Origin of the sequence: Bradyrhizobium forestalis, assembly GCF_002795245.1 — a bacterium.
GTDB classification, from domain to species: Bacteria; Pseudomonadota; Alphaproteobacteria; order Rhizobiales; family Xanthobacteraceae; genus Bradyrhizobium; species Bradyrhizobium forestalis.
Window position 1 is genome coordinate 59572 of sequence record NZ_PGVG01000021.1, and the last position, 20213, is coordinate 79784.

Here is a 20213-nt window from a genome sequence, read left to right on the forward strand (position 1 = left end):
CTTATTGCTTGTTGATGCGGTCGCATGGCCTTAGCGCACGATTGGCGCAGGCGATCAGCGTGTCGGCCTCAATTCGCGGATCGGTGCGATCGCGCCCCGACAGGAAGGCGCGACAGAAGATTTGCGCCGGACCGATCAGCTGGCTGACGAACATCGCCGGCGTCATCGGCAGAAGTTCGCCGCTTGCAACCAGCGGCGCGCGCCAGCGCTCGATGCCTTCGGCGAGCCGCGCATTCTGTGCGCGCTGGGCATCGCGCACATCCTCGCCCCATTCGCTGCGCGAGATCTCGAAGAGGTAGCGCGCCTCACGCCGGCGGGTGACGACCCAGTCGAGATGCGCCCGGATCAGGCGATCGATGCCCTGCTCCGCGTCGGGGACGGGATCGAGCGCGGCCAGCACCGCGGCGTGATAGTGTCGCAAGACCTCCAGAAACAGCGCTCCGGCAAGCTCCTTCTTCGAGCCGAAGACGTGAAAGAAGCTGCCATTGGAGGCGCGCGCCCGGGTGCGGATCGCGGCGACCGTCGCGGCTTCGAAGCCGACGCGGTCGAACACCATCAGCCCGGCTGCCAGCAGATCGTCTCGCACGCTCGTCGCCATCGACGCCTCCTAGATCACTACTCTAGAGTGCTACTCTAATGTTGGTCAATACGATGCGAAGGCCGCGATGAAGGCAGCCTCCGCATGTCGGTCTAAAGAATGTGGGGGGCTTAGCGCGAGATCGGCGGTGCCGGCGGACCGGATGACTCGGCTGGTGCCGCGGGCGGGGCTGCGGCCGCGGACGCGGGAGGTGCCGGCTCCTGCTGCGGCTTGGCCGCCGGTTCGGACCTGGCCGCAGATGCGGCCGGCCTGGAAGCGGCCTCTTCCGCCGGCTTGGGCGCCGCCGGCTCGGCGGGCTTCGCGGCGGTAGGTGCAGGCGGCGTCACCTGCGGGACGGGGTCGGGTCGCAATGCCGGGGTCTCGCCGCCGCGCGGCTCGACCTTCGCACTATCAGGCTTGGTCTCGACGGGCTTCTCGGATGCCTTGCCGCTATCGGGCTCGGCCTTGGCGCTGTCAGGCTTGACCGTCTCAGGCCTCGGCTCGGTCTTCTTGTCCTCGGTAGCCGGGGCGGCGGCATCGACCTTCGGGGCTTCCTCAGCCCCGGGTCTGGCGCGCCGCTTGCCTTTGCGTGCCTCGGGCGCGGCCTGTCCCTCCGGCTTCGCGCCGTCCTCGGCGGGCCGCGCAGCACGCTTCTGGCGCGCGCCGTCAGCGGCCGGAGCGGCGCCCTCGCCCTCCGGCTTGGCGGCCTCTTGCGAGCGCTGGCGGCGGCCCTGATGCTCAGGCGACTGACCCGGAGCGGTGCTCGCTTCCTTCTCCTTGGCGCCGTCCTTCTTGCCGTCCTTGGCCTGATAGCGGGTGTCGGTGGCACCATTCGAGACCAGGTAGGAGGCGAGGATGCCCGCCATGTCCGAGCTCGTGGTGTAGTGCTGGCGCAGGAAGCCCGGCAGCGAGCCCGGCGCCACGGACTTCAGCAGCCCGCGCGGGCTCTTGTGACAGGCATTGCAGGTCTGCGCGAAGAGCTGGGACGGGGTCTTGCCGGCCTCGAGGTTCGTCGCCTGCGCCAGAACGGAATCGGCCGCACCGAAGCCGATCAGAAGCAATACCGTCGCGAGGCTGAGCGCTCGGCTCGACATTCCCATTATCTCCGTTGAATTTACGCGAATGCCGCCGGCATCCGGCGCGGCGGCGGTCACCTTTTAACCGATTGGGCCGCGAATGGAAGCAGGCTCCATGCGCAAGGATGTGATTAAGCGGTTTTCGAATATCGGCTTTGAATACAGTGCAATAGCGCAGCCGGAACCGGCCCGCTAGATTTGGATGCAAACGCATAGGAACCGCTGCGGCGCCTGGGCGTCAGATATGAAGGCCAGGTTAGTCGCATCTTTCGGGTTCGCTCGAGAGGAAATGCCGATGGACCGTTTGTTGCGTAGATTCCTGTCTCAATTCATCCGCCGCGGGTCGATGACGGTGACCAGCGCGAGCGGATCGAAGTTCACCGTCGGCGACGGCTCCGGCGAGCCGGTCGCGGTGCGCTTCGTCACCGCGGAGGCAGAGCGGAAGATCCTCATCAATCCCGAGCTGGGGCTTGGCGAGGCCTATATGGACGCCGAGTTCCTGGTCGAGCGCGGCACCATAGCTGATGCCCTCGCGATCCTGCTCGATCAACCCGACCTATTGCCGCAGTGGGCAAAGCCGTGGTGGCACCTGCGCTACCTGACGCGGCATCTGAAGCAGTTCAATCCCCGCACCCGCTCCCGCCACAACGTCGCTCATCACTACGATCTCGACGGCCGGCTCTATTCGCTCTTTCTCGATGCCGACAAGCAATATAGCTGCGCCTATTTCGAAACGCCCGAGATGCCGCTGGACGACGCTCAGCTCGCCAAGAAACGGCACATTGCGGCGAAGCTTCTCATCAAGGACGGCCAGCGGGTGCTCGACATCGGCTCCGGCTGGGGCGGCCTCGGGCTCTATCTCGCCGAGGTCGCGGGCGCCGATGTCACCGGCGTCACGCTGTCGACCGAGCAGTTGCAGGTCGCCAATGCGCGCGCGGCCGAAAAGGGCCTGACGGCGTCGGCCAGATTCCTGCTCCAGGACTACCGCGACATTGACGGTAAGTTCGACCGCATCGTCTCGGTCGGCATGTTCGAGCATGTCGGGGCAAGGTTCTACGACGCCTATTTCCAGCGCTGCGCCGAACTGCTGAGCGAGGACGGCGTCATGCTGCTGCATTCGATCGGCCGTTCGCAGGGCCCGGATTCGACCAATCCCTGGATCGCCAAATACATCTTCCCCGGCGGCTACATCCCCGCCCTCTCGGAGGTGCTGCCGGCGATCGAGCGCGCCGGCCTCTTGGTCTGCGACATCGAGATCTTGCGCCTGCACTACGCCGAGACGCTGAAGGCCTGGCGGGAACGCTTCATGGCGCGGCGCGAGGAGGCCGTGCAGCTCTACGACGAACGCTTCGCCCTGATGTGGGAATTCTATCTGGCGGCCTGCGAGATGACGTTCCGCAAGCAGGCCATGATGAACTTCCAGGTCCAGCTCACTCATCGCCAGGGCGTGGTGCCCATGATCCGCGACTACATCCCGCGGGAGGAAGCCCGGCTGCGGGCTCGCGAAGGGGCGACCAAGCCCAGGCTCAAGCTGGCTGGTGAATAGGTCCAGATCTTAGTGACGCAGGGTCGAAACCCCGGAAGTCCGGAAAGAGGCCGTTAACGCCAGTTGCGCCCGCAATTCCAGCAGGATCTCGGGTGCGACCGGCTGGCGGCGCACGTCGGGCCGCTCAGCGTGCTTCATGGCCGCGATCAATCCGGACAGCCACAGCCGGCTGCCCGCCTCGCTTCGCCAGTTCTGGTGCTGCCGTTCTGGCCGCATCGCGCGCCTCGTGTCCCTGTTGGCGGGAAATGGGACAATCTCCCGCCCGCCTGGCTGTTCCGGCTTACCCCCGAAAGAATCCGGGGAGATGTGATCTGCTTCACATAAGTCCGGTCGGGCCTGGCTTAGACCGTCGCCATGAGCAAAGAGACCCGAACCTCATTCGACGTGCAGGACGACCTCCGCACCGATTACGCCCTGATCGCCACCGGCGTCGGGGCGGCCCTGGTTGCGTTGGTCTACCTCCTGCTGGTCTGAACCCGAGCCGAAGCCGGCCAGCGTGCGTCAATTGCGCGCGCTTCTCGATAGGTCTGCGCACCAGTCGAGGAGGTTCATGGGTTTCCGGATTCTTCCGTGCAGCGGCCGCTTCCAGGCGCACTGGTTCCGCGAAAATCCGTCAAGCGCGGCGCGCGGCGCGACTGCCAATCATCCACCATTTTAACTGAGCGGTTGATAGCGGCCAGCTTTCGCTTCCGCTTTGGCTTGAGGCGGCGCTTTATCCCGGCCCCGCATCCGCCCAAGAAAATTGCTAAGCACGTCCGACCATGGCCCTGACTGATTCGAACGTTCTCAAACTCGCGCCCGATGCCGGAACTCCGACCTATCGGAGCGCGCCACATAATATCGAGGCGGAGCAGAGCCTTCTGGGTGCGATCCTGGTCAACAACGATGCCTTCTACCGCGTCTCCGACTTCCTGGAGGCGAAGCATTTCTTCGAGCCGCTGCACCAGACCATCTTCGAGACCGCCGGCAGCCTGATCCGGATGGGCAAGATCGCGACGCCCGTCACGCTGAAGACCTTCCTGCCCGCCGATACCGATGTCGGCGGCATGACGATCGGGCAATATCTGGCGCGGCTCGCCGCCGAAGCCACCACCATCATCAACGCCCAGGACTACGGTCGCACCATCTACGACCTGTCGCTCAGGCGCGACCTGATCGGCATCGGCGAGGACATGGTCAACGTCGCCTATGACGCGCCGGTCGACTTCCAGCCGCGGGCGCAGATCGAGGACGCCGAACGCCGCCTCTACGAGCTCGCCGAGTCCGGCCGCTATGACGGCGGCTTTCAGAAATTCTCGCAGGCTCTTGCGGTCGCGGTCGATCTCGCCGCAAAAGCGTTCCAGCGCGACGGCAAGCTGTCCGGCATCTCGACGGGTATGCGCGACCTCGACACCAAGATGGGTGGCCTGCAACACTCCGACCTCATCATCGTCGCGGGGCGTCCCGGCATGGGCAAGACCTCGCTTGCGACCAACATCGCCTACAATGTCGCACGAGCCTACGTTCCGGAACTCCAGGCCGACGGGACCACGAAAGCCGCCAATGGCGGCGTGATCGGCTTCTTCTCCTGCGAAATGTCGGCCGACCAGCTCGCCACCCGTATCGTGGCCGAGCGCACCGGCGTTCCCTCCTCCCACATCCGCCGCGGCGGCATCTCGGAAGCCGATTTTGAGAAGATCCGGGAGGTCTCGATCGAGCTGCAGTCACTGCCGTTCTATGTCGATGCCACCGGCGGCCTGTCGATCGCGCAGCTGATGGCGCGCGCGCGTCGCCTCAAGCGCCAGAAGGGCCTCGATCTGCTCGTGATCGACTACATCCAGCTGCTGTCGGGCTCGGGCAAGCGGAGCGATAATCGCGTGCAGGAAATCACGGAGATCACGACCAGCCTGAAGGCGCTGGCCAAGGAGCTCAACGTCCCCGTCATCGCGCTGTCGCAGCTCTCGCGTCAGGTGGAATCGCGCGACGACAAGCGCCCGCAGCTCTCGGACTTGCGTGAGTCCGGTTCGATCGAGCAGGACGCCGACGTCGTGCTGTTCGTTTACCGCGAGGAATATTACCTCGCGATGAAGGAGCCTCGCCCAGGCACGCCTGAACACGAGAAGTGGCAGCTTGACATGAGTCTAGCGCACGGAAAAGCCGAGGTCATCATCGGCAAGCAGCGCCACGGCCCGACCGGCACCGTCGATTTGGCGTTCGAAGCCTCGGTCACGCGGTTCGGCGACCTCGCGCCTGATAGCCAGCTGCCGGCTCGCAGCGACAGCGACTACTGAGTTCCTTGAACAGTATCTACCTCTTGCGTAAAACGGCGCCATGACAATGGCGTCCGACCCGAAAATGAACCCGCAATCCGGCCTTCTCTCCGCGGAGGCCAACCAGGCTGCCGCGCTCGCGGCCTATGGCGGCGTGCTGACCGTCGATCTCGACGCGATCATCGCCAATTGGCGCAAGCTCGAGAAGACGGCGGTGCCGGCCGAATGCTCGGCGGTGATCAAGGCCGACGCCTATGGCTGCGGCGCCGCCGAGGTCTCGCGCGCGCTGAGCAAGGCCGGCTGCAAGACCTTCTTCGTCGCCACCATCGAGGAAGCGCGCAAGGTGCGCGCAGCCGTTCCGGAGCCCACGATCTACGTGCTCGGCGGCTATTTCCAGAACACCGGCGAGCATTACGCCAAGATCAACTGCCGGCCCGTGATCGGCGATCTCAACGAGCTCGCCGAATGGGACGTGTTCTGCCGCCGCAGCGGCTGGAACGGAGGCGCCGCTGTTCACATCGACACCGGCATGAACCGGCTCGGCCTGACGTTATCGGATGCGCAGGCCATCATCCCCCGCATCAATGCCGGCGATCACGGCGTCACGCTGGTGATGAGCCATCTGGTCGCGGCCGAGCAGCTCAACAGCCCGGTCAATGCAAGACAGCTCGCGGCCTTCCGCAGCATTGCCAGTGAGTTCTCAGGCGTGCCGGCGGCGCTCGCAAATTCCTCAGGGATCTTCCTCGGCGCGCCCTTCCAGTTCGACCTCGTGCGACCAGGAGCTGCGCTCTACGGCGTCAACCCGACGCCGGAGGCCGACAATCCCATGCAGCAGGTGGTCGACCTCAAGGCGCGCATCGTGCAGATCCGCACCGTCGAGCGCGGCGAGACCGTCGGCTATGGCGGCACCTGGACCGCGCGGCGGCCGACCAAGCTTGCGATCATCGCGGTCGGATATGCCGACGGCTATTTCCGCGCCGCGAGCTCAAATGACGGCACCCGCGGCGCCGAGGTCATCGTGGCCGGCAAGCGCTGCCCCGTCGCGGGCCGCATCTCGATGGACCTGATCGCCATCGACATCACCGATCTGCCGCCGAATGCGGCGCGGCGCGGCCACATGGTGACGCTGCTCGGCGAGGGCATCACCGTCGACGAGCTGGCGCACCATTTCGGCACGATCGGATATGAAGTGCTGACCAGCCTCGGCCACCGTTATGCCCGCGTCTACAAGGGCGGCAATGTGGAGGAGCCGCTGGTCAAGCCTGTTGCCGCGCAGCCCTCGCCGCAGCCGAGCTGAGCGACACGCGCGTGCCCCGGACGCAGCGCAGCGCTCCCCTGGCGATGCAAAGCATCGTCCAGTTCAGCGATGCGCTGCAGAGCCGGGGCCCAATTTCAAGATTGTGCCGTGTCGTCTGCTGGGTCCCGGCTCTGCGCCGCAGCGCTTGCGCGCTACGGCTTGTCCGGGACACGAGGCCTATTTCTTTTTCCTGTTGTCCAGCGCTGATTTGCAGGTGGCGCTAAGCTGATCGCGCTTGTCATTCAGGCAGGCGATGATCTTGCCGCCGCCCGGCGCGATGCCGGCGCAGAATTTGTCATAGTCCGCCTTGCACGCGCCGCGCGGATCGGACGATTGTGCCGATACGCCTCCGGAGAACGCGACGACGAGTGCGATGGCAACAAAGCTCAACTTGGACATTGTATCTCCGGTGACGGAAGGCAGGAGCCGCTAGCTCTACATGAAGATCGCGACATTCAACATCAACAACATCAACCGCCGCCTGCCCAATCTGTTGGCATGGATGCGCGTCGCGAAGCCCGATGTCGTCGCGCTTCAAGAGTTGAAGGCAAGTGATGGCGAATTTCCGGCGGCGGCAATCGAAAAAGCCGGCTACGGCGCAGTGTGGTGTGGACAAAAGACCTGGAACGGCGTCGCCATTCTCGCCCGCAACGCCGCGCCCATTCTCACCCGCGACCGCTTGCCGGGAAAGCCTGGCGATCTCGAAGCCCGCTACATCGAGGCCGCCGTGCGCGGCATCATCGTCACCAGCATCTATCTGCCGAACGGCAATCCGCAGCCGGGGCCGAAATTCGACTACAAGCTCGACTGGTTCGCGCGGTTGAGGCGCCGCGCGAAAGCCTTCATCAAGCAGGACCTGCCCGTGGTGCTCGCCGGCGACTACAACGTCGCGCCAACCGAGATCGACATCTACCCGACGCGCTCGTGGGACAAGGATGCGCTGATCCAGCCGAAGAGCCGCGCGGCCTTCGCCGCGCTGGTCGAACAAGGCTGGTGCGACGCGGTGCGCGAGCTGCACCCGAGCCAGCGCATCTACACCTTCTGGGACTACAAGCGAAACCGCTGGCCGCGCGATGCGGGCCTGCGGCTCGATCATCTCCTGCTCAGCCCCGCCCTCGCCTCGCGTCTGGCAAGAGCCGGCGTCGACAAGACGATCCGCGGCGAGGACGGCGCGAGCGATCACGCGCCGGCGTGGGTGGTGTTGCGGTGACCCTCACCAAAGATTCCTGCCATCGATCACGTTCACCGGCACGGCATCCAGATCGAAATCGTCGAACAGGCGCGCATTGACGGCGACCTTGGGATTGTCGAAGTCGGGCTTGCCGGTCGACCAATCCGGCGACTCCGAATAGGTGCCGCAGCCGCAGCTTGCGCAAAAATGGTGTTTGACGGTGCGGCTGCCCCAGAGATAGGTCGCGACGTTCTCCGCCGGCGACAGCAATCGAAACTGCGCCGGCGTGTAATAGGCCCACAGCGCGCCGCGCTTGGCGCACAGCGTGCAGGTGCAGCGCGTCACGCTCGACGGCGCCTGCGTCACCTCGAACACCGTCTCACCGCAATGACAGCTCGCCTCGATCGGCATGACCCACTCTCCGTTTTGTCAGGAGATGGTCGTAGCCGGCCCCTGCTGCCAACATGCTGTCAGCAGTGCGCAACCGAATGCTCCCCAATGTTTCCGCAGGCACCGGCTTTCCGGACAGTCCAAACAAAAACATGAAAAACAACCCCATGCACAGTAGCCGACCAGTGTCGGATCAATGGGTTACGCATATTCCGAAATGACGTTTGACTCGCCGGGCAAAACACTGGCAGGATGTCACCATCGAAGAATTCCATCGCGCCGCCGGCAGTGAGAACTCTTGAGGGAAGCCCTTCTTGATCTCTGCATCGTGTCGCAAACAGCGGCAGTGAAATCTTGGAGGGTTCCCTCGCGTAGAACGCATCGCTCGCGTCGCGGCCCGCGGCTAAACTCTCTCGATTCGTGGAGACCGCCTTGGCCTTCCTCTTCGTGCTCAGCGTCGGCCTCATCGCCGGCACCATTTCGGGCATCGTCGGCACCGGCTCGTCGATCATGCTGATGCCGGTGCTGGTCTATGCCTATGGGCCGAAGGAGGCCGTGCCGATCATGGCGGTCGCCTCCGTGATGGCGAATTTTTCACGCATCCTCGCGTGGTGGCGCGAGGTCGATTGGCGGGCCTGCGCGGCCTATTCGGTGACGGGCATTCCGGCGGCCGCGCTCGGCGCGCGGACGTTGCTGGCGCTGCCCTCGCATGCCGTCGATCTCACCATCGGAATCTTCCTGATTGCGATGGTGCCGGTGCGGCACTGGCTGGCGCGGCATGACCTCAAGGCCAATCTCTGGCACCTCGCCATCGGCGGCGCCGTCATCGGCTATCTCACCGGCATCGTGGTCTCGACCGGCCCGCTCAGCGTGCCGCTGTTCCTGTTCTATGGCCTGTCCAAGGGCGCCTTCCTCGCCACTGAAGCTGCCTCCTCGCTCGGTCTCTATTTCGCGAAATCAGTGACCTTCGAGCGTTTCGGGGCGCTGACGGGCGACGTCTTCATCAAGGGCGTGATCGCAGGCTCCTCGCTGATGTCAGGCGCCTTCATCGCAAAGCGCTTCGTGCTGCACCTGGAGCCGGACGTGTTCCGCCTGGTCATGGACGCGATCATGATCGCCGCCGGGCTCTCGATGCTTTGGAACGCGGCTCAGCCGTGACGCGGCTGCGGCTCAGGCGGCGAATTCCGGGGTGATCGATGGGCTGTCAGTGATGACGCGGCTCGCCGCCGCCGGCTGCCCGTCGAGCCATTGCAGCACGGCCTCGAGCGGCTGCGGCCGCTGATAGAGGAACCCCTGCCCGAACCTTACGCCCATTTCACGCATGGCCTCGGCCTGCTCGGCCCGCTCGATGCCTTCGGCAATCAGGGTCAGTCCCAGCGTGCCGGCGAGCGATGCGATGACGCCGACGATCGCCTTGTCTTCCGCGCTATCGGGAATCTCGCTGATGAACGCCTTGTCGATCTTGACCTTGTCGAGCGGGAAGCGCCTGAGATGCGCGAGCGAAGAGTAGCCGGTGCCGAAATCGTCGAGTGCGATCGTGGCCCCCAGCCGCCGCAGGCGATGCAGCGTTTCTGAGGCGCTGGCGATGTTGTTGATCAGCGATCCCTCGGTGATCTCGAGCTCGAGCATCGATGCCGCGACGCCGAAGCGCGCGCAGGTCGCGTGCAGCTCGGCGGCGAGCGAATGGTCGGCAAGCTCGGACGGCGGCAGATTGATCGCGATCCGGATCCGCGGCCTGCCAGCGGCGGCCAACCGCTGCAAGGCCCAGCAGGCATCGGTCAGCACGTAGCGGGTCAGCCGCGCATTGTTGCCGCTGCGCTCGATCAGCGGCAGGAATTCGCCGGGACCGATCACGCCATGGTCGGGATGGCGCCAGCGGATCAGCGCTTCCAGGCCGACGACCTCGTGGCTTTCGAGGTCGACCTGGCTCTGGTACCAGACCTCGAACTGCCTCTCGGCGAAGCCGGCGGGAATGGCGAGCTCGAGATCCCTGCGGCGGCGGTAGTCGCGCTGCAGCGCTTCGTCCAGCACGGCGACCGTGCCGGGCGCCTTGCTCTTGGCATGATAGAGCGCGATGTCGGCGAGCGTCGGCAAATGCGACAGCTCCGGATCGTCGGCGCGGCGCACGGCAAGACCGATGCTGGCGCGCGGCACCACCTGCTTGTCGTGAAGCCGGATCGGTTCGGAAATGGCGTCGAGCACCTGCTGTGCGAATGCGTGCGCGGCCTGTTCGTCGCTCACCTCGGGACGAATGACGACGAACTCGTCGCCGCCGAGCCGGGCAACCCAGTCCTCCGCTTCGACCGCGCGACGAAGACGCTGCGAAATCTGGACCAGGAACGCGTCGCCGGCCTCATGACCGAAAGTGTCGTTGATGCCCTTGAAGTCGTCGAGGTCGATGAAGCAGAACGCGACCAGCGTATCCGGCGAGCCCCCGTCCCGGCTTGCCACGGCCAGGCGCTCGGTCAGTGCGCGCCGGTTCGGCAGCCCGGTGAGCGGATCGTGCGTCGCCATGTGCCCGAGCCGGTCCAGCGCGCCCGACGTCGTGTGCTGCATGGCGTTGAAGGCGCGCGCGAGCTGACCGAATTCGTTCGAGGATGTGACGTCCGCCGGATAGGCGCGGCCGTCCTGCTTGCTGCGCTGGATCGCCGACATCATGGCCGCCAGCGGCCTGCCGATGAAGACGTTGGCGGAGATCCGCATGGCGATCAGGGTCGCAAACGTTGCGAGCAGGCCGACGACCAGCAGCAACACCAGGCGGCTGCCCGCATCCGCGTACAGCGTCGTGCGGGAATAGGCGATGGCGATGCGGCCGGCCTGAACGGCCATGTTGCCGTTGCTGTAGTGGATCGGGCGCGAGATCTCCGCCACCGGCTGGCCTTCGGGGCGCGCGACCACGCGGGCGATCGCGGCGCCGGTATCGTCATAGACGGCCGCCGCCGCGATGGTCTCATCGTGCATGATCTCGTTGAGCACGCCCGTGACCTGGTCATAGCGCATCTTCCAGAGCGGCTCGGCGATCAGCTCGGCCCGGCTCTCGGCGACGCGGGCCATGCGGGCGTCGAGCTGCCTGAGCTGCGACCAGAAGCTCGATGCCTCGACGCCGGCGGAAGCGAGCAGCTGCACCAAGAGCAGAACGGGCACGGTGGCCCAGATCATCGCGTGGACGACCGAGCGCAAGCGCGGTGGCGCTGCCTGCTGGTCGCGATCCGGATCGGTCATCGCCTCATCCTTGCGCATCAGTCCGCGACGCCTTCGGGAAGCGGCAGCGACGAGATGAGCCCATCGAGGGAGAAGTCATATTGACCGCAGCGGCCGGCCTTCGCCCGGAACCGCGCAAAGTCGATCCGGTCGAACGCCCGCGCCTTGATGAGGTCGCCAACCGAAGCGAGATTGTCGCGCGTGATCGCCGACGTCTTGACCTCGACGCGGGGCGAAACGGCTGCGAAATCGCAGCCATCGGCATAGTCGCGCAGGAGCACAATCGACCAGCCGCCGAGCAGGAAATGCCCGCCGTCGGTCAGGAGCAGACGACCCGCCTTGATCTCGCGCAGCGCGTCCTCGGACCAGTTGAGACCCACCACCTGGATGTTCCGACCGGGCACGAGGCCGACAGCGATCACCGCGCGCAGCGCGCCGAGCGCCATCGGATCGTTTCCGGCCCAGATGCCGGCAGGCCGGATCCCCTTGCGAGAAGCCCAGCCCAGGTAGTTCGCCGTGACCCGCTCGGCCTCCGACTGCGTCCAATTGGCGAACAGCAACCGGTCCACCACGACGTCAGGCGCGGCATCCACGGCCAGCTTGAGACCGGCGTTGCGGGCAATCGAGGCGGGCGTGATCTCGTCGCCGCCGATGCCGAGAATGTGGATCTTGCCGTCGGGACTCTGCCATTTTTCGGCACGCGCTAACCCGATCAGCGCATTGGCCATCCGTGCGCCCGCGGTCTGAAGATCGGTCGTGATGTCGCCGAGCCATGTCTTGAGCTTTTGACGCGGCGGTCCAAGACGCGCCGCATCCTCGCCGATCAGCGTGTTCGAGAGCAGCAGCGTCTTGACGCCCGCAGCCTCGGCCGCCTCCAGGATCGGGACGGCGGCGGACTCCTCGTTCGACAGGATGAGGAAATCGGGCTTGTCAGGACGTGCCAACACGCGGAAGCCGAGCTCCTGCATGGTGCGGTAATTCCGCTCGCTGGTCAGCACCTCGACATGCGCGTCGAGCTTGCGCCCGGCGGCCTGCATGGTCTGCGCGACCATGTCCCAATAAACCTCGCCGGTCTTGCCGGGATTGACGAAGACGATGTCGAGGGGCTTGGCAAGGCTACGGTCGGCGGACGCGAAAACGCCGCAGGCCATGCCCGCAGCGAGCAGTACTCGCAGGAATCTCGTCATTTCTCTCCGCCGCCCCCCAATGGTTCCGACGTTGGACCTGCGTCCGCTAACATTTGGCAAAATCCGAGCAGGCACCGCAGCGCAGAGCTAATGAAAGGTATATCTCCCGTGCCGAATTGAGATCATCGAAGCGCGGCGATCGGTCCGCCATTCCGTGCTATCAGCAGATCTGAAACCCGCGACTCGCTGTCCTCATGGCCAAATCCACCCTTTCCTTCGTCTGCCAGAACTGCGGCGCCGCCTATAACCGCTGGCAGGGCAAGTGCGAATCCTGCGGCGAGTGGAATACGCTCGCGGAAGAAGACACCAGCGGGAGCGTGCCGGTGTCGATCCGCTCCAAGCGCAAGGGACGGACGTTTGCGCTGGAGAGCCTCGCCGGCAAGAGCCCGGACGCGCCGCGCCTATCCTCCGGGATGACCGAGCTCGACCGCGTCACCGGCGGCGGCTTCGTCCGCGGCTCGGTGCTGCTGGTCGGCGGCGATCCCGGCATCGGCAAGTCGACGCTGCTGACGCAGGCGACCAGCCTGCTGGCGCGCACCGGCCACCGCGTCGTCTACATCTCCGGCGAAGAGGCGGTCGCCCAGGTGCGGCTGCGCGCCGAGCGGCTCGGCCTGTCGGACGCACCGGTCCAGCTCGCCGCCGAGACCTCGGTCGAGGACATCGTCTCGACGCTGTCGGAGGGCGCGGTGCCACGGCTGATCGTGATCGACTCGATCCAGACCATGTGGACCGATACGGTGGAGTCCGCACCGGGCACGGTGACGCAGGTTCGGGCCTCGGCCCAGGCGCTGATCCGCTTTGCCAAGAAGACGGGCGCCGCCATCATCCTGGTCGGCCACGTCACCAAGGACGGCCAGATCGCCGGCCCCCGCGTGGTCGAGCACATGGTCGACGCGGTGATGTCGTTCGAGGGCGAAGGCTCGCAACAATTCCGCATCCTGCGCGCCGTCAAGAACCGCTTCGGCCCGACCGACGAGATCGGCGTGTTCGAGATGACGGGCCTCGGCCTGCGCGAGGTCACCAACCCCTCCGAATTGTTCCTGTCCGAGCGCGATCTCGGCACGCCGGGCACCGCAGTCTTTGCGGGCATCGAAGGCACAAGGCCCGTTCTGGTCGAATTGCAGGCGCTGGTGGCCCCCACCTCGCTCGGCACCCCGCGCCGGGCCGTGGTCGGCTGGGATCCGAGCCGGCTCTCGATGGTGCTGGCGGTGCTGGAGGCCCATTGCGGGGTCAAGCTGTCCGGCCACGACGTCTACCTGAACGTCGCCGGCGGCCTGCGCATCAACGAGCCCGCGGCTGATCTCGCCGCCGCCGCGGCGCTGGTGTCCTCGCTGGTTAATGCGCAGTTACCGACCGATGCCGTCTATTTCGGCGAGATCTCGCTCTCAGGCGTGGTGCGCCCGGTGGCGCAGACCCCGGCCCGGCTGAAGGAAGCGGCCAAACTGGGCTTTCAGCGTGCCGTGCTGCCCGAATCGGCACGGGGCGAGCCCGGCGGCGATGCCGGATTGTCGCTCAACGCGGTGAACAGCCTGACGACCTTGGTGGCCGAGATCGCCGCCCGCGGCTCCCGCCGGGGCGAATCGAACCCGCCGGCAGAGAAAAATGCCACACCGGCAAGATTCCGCCGTGGAGATGGCTAGGCGGAGGTGACGCCGGAGGCCCTCGCCGCTATACAGCCGTCACAAAAGCAGCATGGGATTGCGAGGTTGCGGCCTTGCCGGGAACGCCGTCTGCCCTTCTTTTAGGGCAGCGGCCAAACACCGATTCGGCTAGAGCGCCTTTGAGAGTACGAGCGGACCAGACCAGCCGATGCCAGTAACCATCCTCGACCTGATCCTGCTCGGTGTGATGCTGATCTCGGGCCTGCTCGCCATGGTCCGCGGCTTCATGCGCGAAATCCTGTCGATCGCGGCCTGGGGCGCGGCGGCAATCGTGACGCTGTACTCGTTCTCGAAGCTGCTGCCGACCGCCAAGACCTATTTCAACAACGACACCGTCGCGAGCGTGGTCGTGGTCGCCGGCGTGTTCGTGGGCACCCTGGTCGTGGTCTCCGTCATCACGGTCCGGATCTCCGACATGATCCTGGATTCGCGAATCGGCGCGCTGGATCGTACCCTCGGCTTCCTGTTTGGGCTGGCTCGCGGGCTTTTGATCGTCGTGGTCGCCTTCCTCTTCTTCACCTGGCTGGTGCCGGACAAGCAGCGCCCGGACTGGGTCACGGGGGCCAAGTCCCGCGTCGTGCTCCAGGGAACCGGCGATTGGCTGATGGCCCTCTTGCCCGACGACCCCGAGAACACCATCTTGAAGAGATTCAAGAAAAACAAACCAGATGATGATCAAGCTGAATCCGAGCAGCAGCCTTCGGGCAGCGGCGACGGATACAGTAAATCGGCTCGTGACGGCATGAAGAAGCTGATCGAGAAACCTGCGGCGCGTTGATAGAGCCCTAAAGAGAGGCGCGGACGAGATGCGACACCCTGACCAGGACGCCCAACTTGATCTCGATCCAAACGCCGGCAAGGGGCCGGCCGCGCTGGAGCTTCAGGACGATCTGGAAGGCGATACGCTGCGCGAGGAATGCGGCGTCTTCGGCATCTACGGTCACCCTGATGCGGCCGCCATCACTGCGCTCGGCCTTCACGCCCTCCAGCACCGCGGCCAGGAGGCCGCCGGCATCGTCTCCTACGACGGCAGCCGCTTTCACTCGGAACGCCGCCTCGGCCTCGTCGGCGACACCTTCTCCCGCCGCGAGGTGATCGACCGCCTGCCCGGCAGCGTGGCGGTCGGCCATGTCCGCTATTCCACCACCGGCGCCACCATCCTGCGCAACGTGCAGCCGCTGTTCGCCGAGCTCAATGCCGGCGGCCTCGCGGTCGCGCATAACGGCAACCTCACCAACGGCCTGACGCTGCGCCGCGAGCTCGTGCGGCACGGTGCGATGATGCAGTCGACCACCGACACCGAGGTGATCCTGCACCTGGTCGCCCGCTCCAAGCGCGCCCGCTTCATCGAGCGCTATATCGACGCGCTGCGCGAGATCGAGGGCGCCTATGCGCTGGTCTCGCTCACCAACAAGAAACTGGTCGGCGCGCGCGATCCGCGCGGCATCCGCCCGCTGGTGCTCGGCGAGCTCGACGGCTGTCCGATCCTGACCTCGGAGACCTGCGCGCTCGACATCATCGGCGCGCGCTTCGTGCGCGACATCGAGCCCGGCGAAGTCATCGTGTTCGACGAGAACGGCCAGGACATTCACAAGCCGTTCCCGCCGATGGCGCCGCGCCCCTGCATCTTCGAATACATCTACTTCTCCCGGCCGGATTCCATCGTCCACGGCCGCTCGGTCTACGAGGTGCGCAAGGCCTTCGGTGCCCAGCTCGCGCGCGAGAGCCACGTGCCGATCGACGTCGTCGTGCCGGTGCCGGATTCCGGCGTGCCGGCCGCGGTCGGCTACAGCCAGCATTCCGGCGTGCCGTTCGAGCTCGGCATCATCCGCAACCATTATGTCGGCCGCACCTTCATCCAGCCGACGCAGGCGATCCGCGAATCCGGCGTGCGCATGAAGCACTCGGCCAACCGTGCCGCGATCGAAGGCAAGCGCATCATCCTGATCGACGACTCGCTGGTGCGCGGCACCACCTCGAAGAAGATCGTGCGCATGATGCGCGATGCCGGCGCCAAGGAAGTGCATTTCCGCCTGGCCTCGCCGCCGATCCTCTATCCCGATTATTACGGCATCGACCTGCCCGACCGCGGCGGCCTGCTCGCAGCGACGCATTCGCTAGAGGAGATGCGCGAGATCATCGGCGCCGACTCGCTCGCCTTCCTCTCGATCGACGGCATGTACCGCGCCATGGGCGAGCCCGGCCGCGACCCCGCCAATCCGAAGTTCTCGGACCACTGCTTCACCGGGGCCTATCCGACCCACCTCACCGACCAGACCCAGACCGAACAGCAGCCGCGGCAGTTGTCGCTGCTGGCGGAGGCGAGCTGACGCGGAAGGCGTCATCCCGGGGCGGTCCGCAGGACCGAACCCGGGATCTCGGGATTCCCCGGTGCGCAATTGCGCACTTGTGGTCTGGTGCTTCGCACCATCCCGGAATGACGGTCGTGAGGGGCTTGTCCCGGCCATCCACGCCTGTAAAACCCCGCCATGACAAAACCCCTCGCCAACCGCATCGCTCTCGTCACCGGCGCCTCGCGCGGCATCGGATTCGCCACGGCACGCGCGCTGGCCAAAGCCGGCGCGCACATCGTTGCAGTGGCGCGCACGCAAGGCGGGCTGGAGGAGCTCGACGACGAGATCCGCAAGCACGGCGGCAGCGCCACCCTGGTGCCGCTCAACCTCACCGATTCCGACGGCATCGCGCGGCTCGGCGCCGGCCTGCATGAGCGCTACGGCAAGCTCGACATCCTCGTCGGCAATGCCGGCGTGCTCGGCCCCTCCTCGCCGATCGGCCATATCGAGCTGAAGACCTTCAACGACGTGATGGCGGTGAATGTCTCCGCGAACTTCCAGCTGATCCGCTGCATGGAGCCGCTGCTGAAGCAGTCCGACGCCGGGCGCGCGGTGTTCATCACCTCGGGCGCCGCCACCAAGGCGACCGCCTATGTCAGCCCCTACGCCGCCTCCAAGGCTGCGCTGGAAACGCTGGCGCGCGCCTGGGCGCAGGAGACCGCGAACACGCCGCTGCGCGTCAACCTGTTCAATCCCGGCCCGGTCCGCACCCGCATGCGCGCCACGCTGATGCCGGGCGAGGATCCTGCAACGCTCGACACGCCCGAGCAGGTCGCCGAATTCATCGTGCCGCTCTGCGCGCCCGCATGGACCGAGACCGGCAAGTTCTACGACTACAAGACCCGCACCTTGATGAGCTTCCGCGCGCCGGCCTGATTGACTCCATGACCTCCCCGCGATTGACTGCGCGCGCTTAAGCGGCAGCAAGCCGCAGAGCCAAAAAAGGGAGGTGGCCATGGCACCATGGCATGATCGCGCAGCGCTTCGCCGTGCGCTCGCAAATGTCGCTCACGCTTTCTCTCTCCTGATTGCGGCCATCGCATTTGCGCTTCCGGGCACGGCAACCGCCGGCGACATCCCAACTTTTGCGGTCGATCCCTCCTGGCCGAAGCAGCTGCCGAACAACTGGATCCTCGGCCAGGTCGGCGGCATCACCGTCGACTGGCAGGGCCACATCTGGGTGATCCATCGTCCACGCTCGCTCACCGACGACGAGAAGGGCGCGAGCCTCAACCCGCCGCGCTCCAAGTGCTGCGTGTCGGCGCCGCCGGTGCTCGAGTTCGACAGCGACGGCAATCTGCTGCGGTCCTGGGGCGGTCCCGGCCAAGGCTATGAATGGGTCGGCCGCGAGCACGGCATCGAGGTCGACGAGCGCGGCTTCGTCTGGGTCGGCGGCAATGCCGACAACGACAATGCGATCCTGAAGTTCACGCTCGACGGCAAGTTCGTCGCCCAGATCGGCAAGTTCGCGCCGAGCCTCGGCAGCAACGACACGACGCAGCTCGGCAAGCCCGCCGAGACCGCGATCGACAAGGAGGCGAACGAGATCTACGTCGCCGACGGCTACGGCAACCGCCGCGTCATCGTGTTCGACGCGACGACGCTCGCCTACAAGCGGCATTGGGGCGCCTACGGCAACAAGCCTGATGACGCCAAGCAGGCGCCCTACGATCCCAAGGCCCCGGTCGCCCAGCAGTTCGGCAACCCCGTCCATTGCGTCAAGCTCGCCAATGACGGGCTGGTCTACGTCTGCGACCGCATCAACAACCGCGTCCAGGTGTTCAGGAAAGACGGGAGCTTCGTGAAGGAGTTCTTCTTCGAGAAGAACACGCTCGGCAACGGCGCGGTGTGGGACATCGCGATCTGGCCCGACCCGAAGCAGACTTATTTGCTCAGCGCCGACGGCGAGAATAATGAGATCCGAGTCATCAAGCGCGACGACGGCAGCGTGGTCGGCAGCTTCGGGCACAGCGGCCGCAATGCCGGGCAATTCCACTGGGTGCACGCCATGGCGATCGATGCCAAGGGTAATGTCTATACCGCCGAGGTCGATACCGGAAAGCGCATCCAGAAGTTCACGCTGACATCGGACGCGCTCAAATAGCGTCTCAACGCATCTTGCCCAAAAGTTAACCGATGGATGACGCTACGACGAAGGCGTCATCCGGCTTTAGGTGCATTGCCGCCGGCCGTGGGACAGGCTAGAGCCATCAACCGGACCAAGACTCCGCAAGAGGGCCGTCCGCATATTTGACAATGGAGGAAACTTTCATGACGACGACGTTCGCACGCCGCTCCGCGGCCCTTCTGGCCTGCGCCGCCTTCGGTTTTGCAACATCCGCCTACGCGCAGGACAAGACCGTCAAGATCGGCGTGCTCAACGACATGTCGAGTCTCTATGCCGACATCGGCGGCCCGAACTCGGTCGCGGCGGTGAAAATGGCGGTCGAGGATTCCGGCCTGAAGGCCAAGGGCTGGACCATCGAGGTCCTCTCCGGCGATCACCAGAACAAGCCCGACATCGGCGTCAACATCGCCCGGCAATGGATCGATGCCGACAAGGTCGACGCCATCGCCGACACGCCGAGCTCCGGCGTTGCGCTCGCGGTGAGCAACCTCGTCAAGGAAAAGAATTCGGTGCTGCTCAATTCGGGTGCGGCCACCGCCGACCTGACCGGCAAGGCCTGCACGCCCAATACCGTCTCCTTCACCTACGACACCTACATGCTCGCCAACGGCACCGGCAAGGCGCTGACCAAGGCGGGCGGCGATAGCTGGTTCTTCCTCACCGCGGATTACGCATTCGGCCATGCGCTGGAGCGTGACACCAGCGCCGTCGTCACGGCCACCGGCGGCAAGGTGCTCGGCGGCGTCAAGCACCCGCTGAACACGGCGGACTTCTCCTCGTTCCTGCTCCAGGCGCAGTCCTCCAAGTCCAAGATCATCGGCCTTGCAAATGCGGGCGGCGACACCACCAATGCGATCAAGCAGGCCGCCGAGTTCGGCATCGTCTCCGGCGGGCAGAAGCTCGCGGCGCTGCTGCTGTTCATCAACGACGTGCATTCGCTCGGCTTGAAGACCGCGCAGGGCCTGACCTTCACCGAGTCCTTCTATTGGGACCTCAACGACAAGACCCGCGAATGGTCGAAGCGCTTCCAGAAGGTCTCGCCCAAGGGCTCGATGCCCTCGATGACGGTTGCGGGCCTCTATGCCGAGATCCTGCATTACCTGAAGGCGATGGACGCGCTCGGCAGCAATCCGCATGACGGCGCCAAGGTCGTCGCCAAGATGAAGGAGCTGCCGACCGACGATCCGTTGTTCGGCAAGGGCCCGCTGCGCCAGGACGGACGCCGCCTCATCCCGGCCTATCTGTTCGAGGTGAAGAAGCCCGAGGAGTCGAAGGGACCGTGGGACTATTACAAGCTGGTCGCCACCATCGATCCGGAGGATGCGGCCAAGCCGCTCAAGGACAGCGACTGCCCGCTGGTGAAGAAATAGGAAGTA

General features: G+C 65.5%; 18 protein-coding genes. 11 read left to right on the top strand and 7 right to left on the bottom strand.

Going from position 1 to position 20213, the window contains the following annotated elements:
* Position 1: 1 nt before the first annotated feature.
* Both CVM73_RS23495 and CVM73_RS23500 read right to left on the bottom strand, forming a co-directional pair.
* On the bottom strand, positions 2-598 hold the full coding sequence (locus CVM73_RS23495; protein ID WP_100234228.1) for a TetR/AcrR family transcriptional regulator: 597 nt from the start codon (positions 596-598) through the stop codon (positions 2-4).
* Positions 599-708: 110 nt separating this feature from the next.
* Positions 709-1671 carry a hypothetical protein gene (locus tag CVM73_RS23500; RefSeq protein ID WP_167407010.1) on the bottom strand — a complete coding sequence of 321 codons (963 nt, stop codon included), beginning with the start codon at positions 1669-1671 and terminating at the stop codon, positions 709-711.
* A gap of 277 nt (positions 1672-1948) precedes the next feature.
* On the opposite strand from CVM73_RS23500, the gene CVM73_RS23505 reads away from it, so the two are divergent.
* The gene (locus CVM73_RS23505; protein ID WP_167407011.1) at positions 1949-3199 is read left to right on the top strand and encodes a cyclopropane fatty acid synthase; all 1251 of its coding nucleotides are present in this window, start codon (positions 1949-1951) and stop codon (positions 3197-3199) included.
* Positions 3200-3208: 9 nt separating this feature from the next.
* On the opposite strand, the gene CVM73_RS23510 is transcribed toward CVM73_RS23505, so the two are convergent.
* The gene (locus CVM73_RS23510; protein ID WP_100234230.1) at positions 3209-3415 is read right to left on the bottom strand and encodes a transcriptional regulator; all 207 of its coding nucleotides are present in this window, start codon (positions 3413-3415) and stop codon (positions 3209-3211) included.
* A 545-nt stretch (positions 3416-3960) separates the two neighbouring features.
* On the opposite strand from CVM73_RS23510, the gene CVM73_RS23515 reads away from it, so the two are divergent.
* Both CVM73_RS23515 and alr read left to right on the top strand, forming a co-directional pair.
* Positions 3961-5469, top strand: coding sequence for a replicative DNA helicase (locus CVM73_RS23515; protein WP_100234231.1), 1509 nt, complete (start codon positions 3961-3963; stop codon positions 5467-5469).
* Between the two features lie 46 nt (positions 5470-5515).
* A complete protein-coding gene (gene alr / locus CVM73_RS23520) occupies positions 5516-6745 on the top strand; it encodes an alanine racemase (RefSeq protein ID WP_167407017.1) in 1230 nt (409 codons plus the stop codon).
* Between the two features lie 177 nt (positions 6746-6922).
* Here alr and CVM73_RS23525 read toward each other — a convergent pair whose 3' ends face one another.
* Positions 6923-7144 (bottom strand): cysteine rich repeat-containing protein, encoded by a 222-nt coding sequence (locus CVM73_RS23525; RefSeq protein ID WP_100234233.1) that lies wholly within the window; start codon positions 7142-7144, stop codon positions 6923-6925.
* 40 nt (positions 7145-7184) lie between these two features.
* Between CVM73_RS23525 and CVM73_RS23530 the strand changes: the two genes are divergently transcribed.
* Positions 7185-7955 (top strand): exodeoxyribonuclease III, encoded by a 771-nt coding sequence (locus CVM73_RS23530; RefSeq protein WP_100234234.1) that lies wholly within the window; start codon positions 7185-7187, stop codon positions 7953-7955.
* Between the two features lie 3 nt (positions 7956-7958).
* On the opposite strand, the gene CVM73_RS23535 is transcribed toward CVM73_RS23530, so the two are convergent.
* Positions 7959-8327 (bottom strand): GFA family protein, encoded by a 369-nt coding sequence (locus tag CVM73_RS23535; protein ID WP_100234235.1) that lies wholly within the window; start codon positions 8325-8327, stop codon positions 7959-7961.
* 411 nt (positions 8328-8738) lie between these two features.
* Between CVM73_RS23535 and CVM73_RS23540 the strand changes: the two genes are divergently transcribed.
* Positions 8739-9464 (top strand): sulfite exporter TauE/SafE family protein, encoded by a 726-nt coding sequence (locus CVM73_RS23540; protein WP_100234284.1) that lies wholly within the window; start codon positions 8739-8741, stop codon positions 9462-9464.
* 12 nt (positions 9465-9476) lie between these two features.
* Here the strand turns inward: CVM73_RS23540 and CVM73_RS23545 are convergent, their stop codons facing one another.
* Entirely contained in the window at positions 9477-11546 is a 2070-nt protein-coding gene (locus CVM73_RS23545) for a putative bifunctional diguanylate cyclase/phosphodiesterase (protein WP_100234236.1), read from the bottom strand.
* On the bottom strand, positions 11546-12694 hold the full coding sequence (locus CVM73_RS23550; protein ID WP_100234237.1) for an ABC transporter substrate-binding protein: 1149 nt from the start codon (positions 12692-12694) through the stop codon (positions 11546-11548). Before CVM73_RS23550 ends, CVM73_RS23545 begins: the two co-directional genes overlap by 1 nt.
* Positions 12695-12888: 194 nt before the next feature.
* Here CVM73_RS23550 and radA point away from each other — a divergent pair, with 194 nt between their 5' ends.
* From radA to CVM73_RS23580, 6 genes are all read left to right on the top strand, one after another.
* A complete protein-coding gene (gene radA / locus CVM73_RS23555; RefSeq protein WP_100234238.1) occupies positions 12889-14334 on the top strand; it encodes a DNA repair protein RadA in 1446 nt (481 codons plus the stop codon).
* A 169-nt stretch (positions 14335-14503) separates the two neighbouring features.
* Positions 14504-15133, top strand: a complete 630-nt coding sequence (locus CVM73_RS23560) for a CvpA family protein (protein WP_100234239.1) — start codon at positions 14504-14506, stop codon at positions 15131-15133.
* A gap of 28 nt (positions 15134-15161) precedes the next feature.
* On the top strand, positions 15162-16685 hold the full coding sequence (purF, locus tag CVM73_RS23565) for an amidophosphoribosyltransferase (RefSeq protein WP_100234240.1): 1524 nt from the start codon (positions 15162-15164) through the stop codon (positions 16683-16685).
* A gap of 159 nt (positions 16686-16844) precedes the next feature.
* Positions 16845-17585, top strand: a complete 741-nt coding sequence (locus CVM73_RS23570; protein ID WP_100234241.1) for an SDR family NAD(P)-dependent oxidoreductase — start codon at positions 16845-16847, stop codon at positions 17583-17585.
* A 79-nt stretch (positions 17586-17664) separates the two neighbouring features.
* A complete protein-coding gene (locus tag CVM73_RS23575) occupies positions 17665-18813 on the top strand; it encodes an NHL repeat-containing protein (protein WP_100234285.1) in 1149 nt (382 codons plus the stop codon).
* A 167-nt stretch (positions 18814-18980) separates the two neighbouring features.
* The gene (locus CVM73_RS23580) at positions 18981-20207 is read left to right on the top strand and encodes an ABC transporter substrate-binding protein (RefSeq protein ID WP_100234286.1); all 1227 of its coding nucleotides are present in this window, start codon (positions 18981-18983) and stop codon (positions 20205-20207) included.
* Positions 20208-20213: the final 6 nt, after the last annotated feature.

Coding starts and splice junctions, on each gene's coding strand:
- CVM73_RS23545 (WP_100234236.1), bottom strand. CDS start 11,546: ATGCGCAAGGATGAGGCGATGACCGATCCGGATCGCGACCAGCAGGCA.
- CVM73_RS23510 (WP_100234230.1), bottom strand. CDS start 3,415: ATGCGGCCAGAACGGCAGCACCAGAACTGGCGAAGCGAGGCGGGCAGC.
- CVM73_RS23500 (WP_167407010.1), bottom strand. CDS start 1,671: ATGTCGAGCCGAGCGCTCAGCCTCGCGACGGTATTGCTTCTGATCGGC.
- purF (WP_100234240.1), top strand. CDS start 15,162: ATGCGACACCCTGACCAGGACGCCCAACTTGATCTCGATCCAAACGCC.
- CVM73_RS23535 (WP_100234235.1), bottom strand. CDS start 8,327: ATGCCGATCGAGGCGAGCTGTCATTGCGGTGAGACGGTGTTCGAGGTG.
- CVM73_RS23550 (WP_100234237.1), bottom strand. CDS start 12,694: ATGACGAGATTCCTGCGAGTACTGCTCGCTGCGGGCATGGCCTGCGGC.
- alr (WP_167407017.1), top strand. CDS start 5,516: ATGGCGTCCGACCCGAAAATGAACCCGCAATCCGGCCTTCTCTCCGCG.
- CVM73_RS23560 (WP_100234239.1), top strand. CDS start 14,504: ATGCCAGTAACCATCCTCGACCTGATCCTGCTCGGTGTGATGCTGATC.
- CVM73_RS23495 (WP_100234228.1), bottom strand. CDS start 598: ATGGCGACGAGCGTGCGAGACGATCTGCTGGCAGCCGGGCTGATGGTG.
- CVM73_RS23570 (WP_100234241.1), top strand. CDS start 16,845: ATGACAAAACCCCTCGCCAACCGCATCGCTCTCGTCACCGGCGCCTCG.
- CVM73_RS23580 (WP_100234286.1), top strand. CDS start 18,981: ATGACGACGACGTTCGCACGCCGCTCCGCGGCCCTTCTGGCCTGCGCC.
- CVM73_RS23575 (WP_100234285.1), top strand. CDS start 17,665: ATGGCACCATGGCATGATCGCGCAGCGCTTCGCCGTGCGCTCGCAAAT.
- CVM73_RS23525 (WP_100234233.1), bottom strand. CDS start 7,144: ATGTCCAAGTTGAGCTTTGTTGCCATCGCACTCGTCGTCGCGTTCTCC.
- CVM73_RS23515 (WP_100234231.1), top strand. CDS start 3,961: ATGGCCCTGACTGATTCGAACGTTCTCAAACTCGCGCCCGATGCCGGA.
- CVM73_RS23505 (WP_167407011.1), top strand. CDS start 1,949: ATGGACCGTTTGTTGCGTAGATTCCTGTCTCAATTCATCCGCCGCGGG.
- CVM73_RS23530 (WP_100234234.1), top strand. CDS start 7,185: ATGAAGATCGCGACATTCAACATCAACAACATCAACCGCCGCCTGCCC.
- radA (WP_100234238.1), top strand. CDS start 12,889: ATGGCCAAATCCACCCTTTCCTTCGTCTGCCAGAACTGCGGCGCCGCC.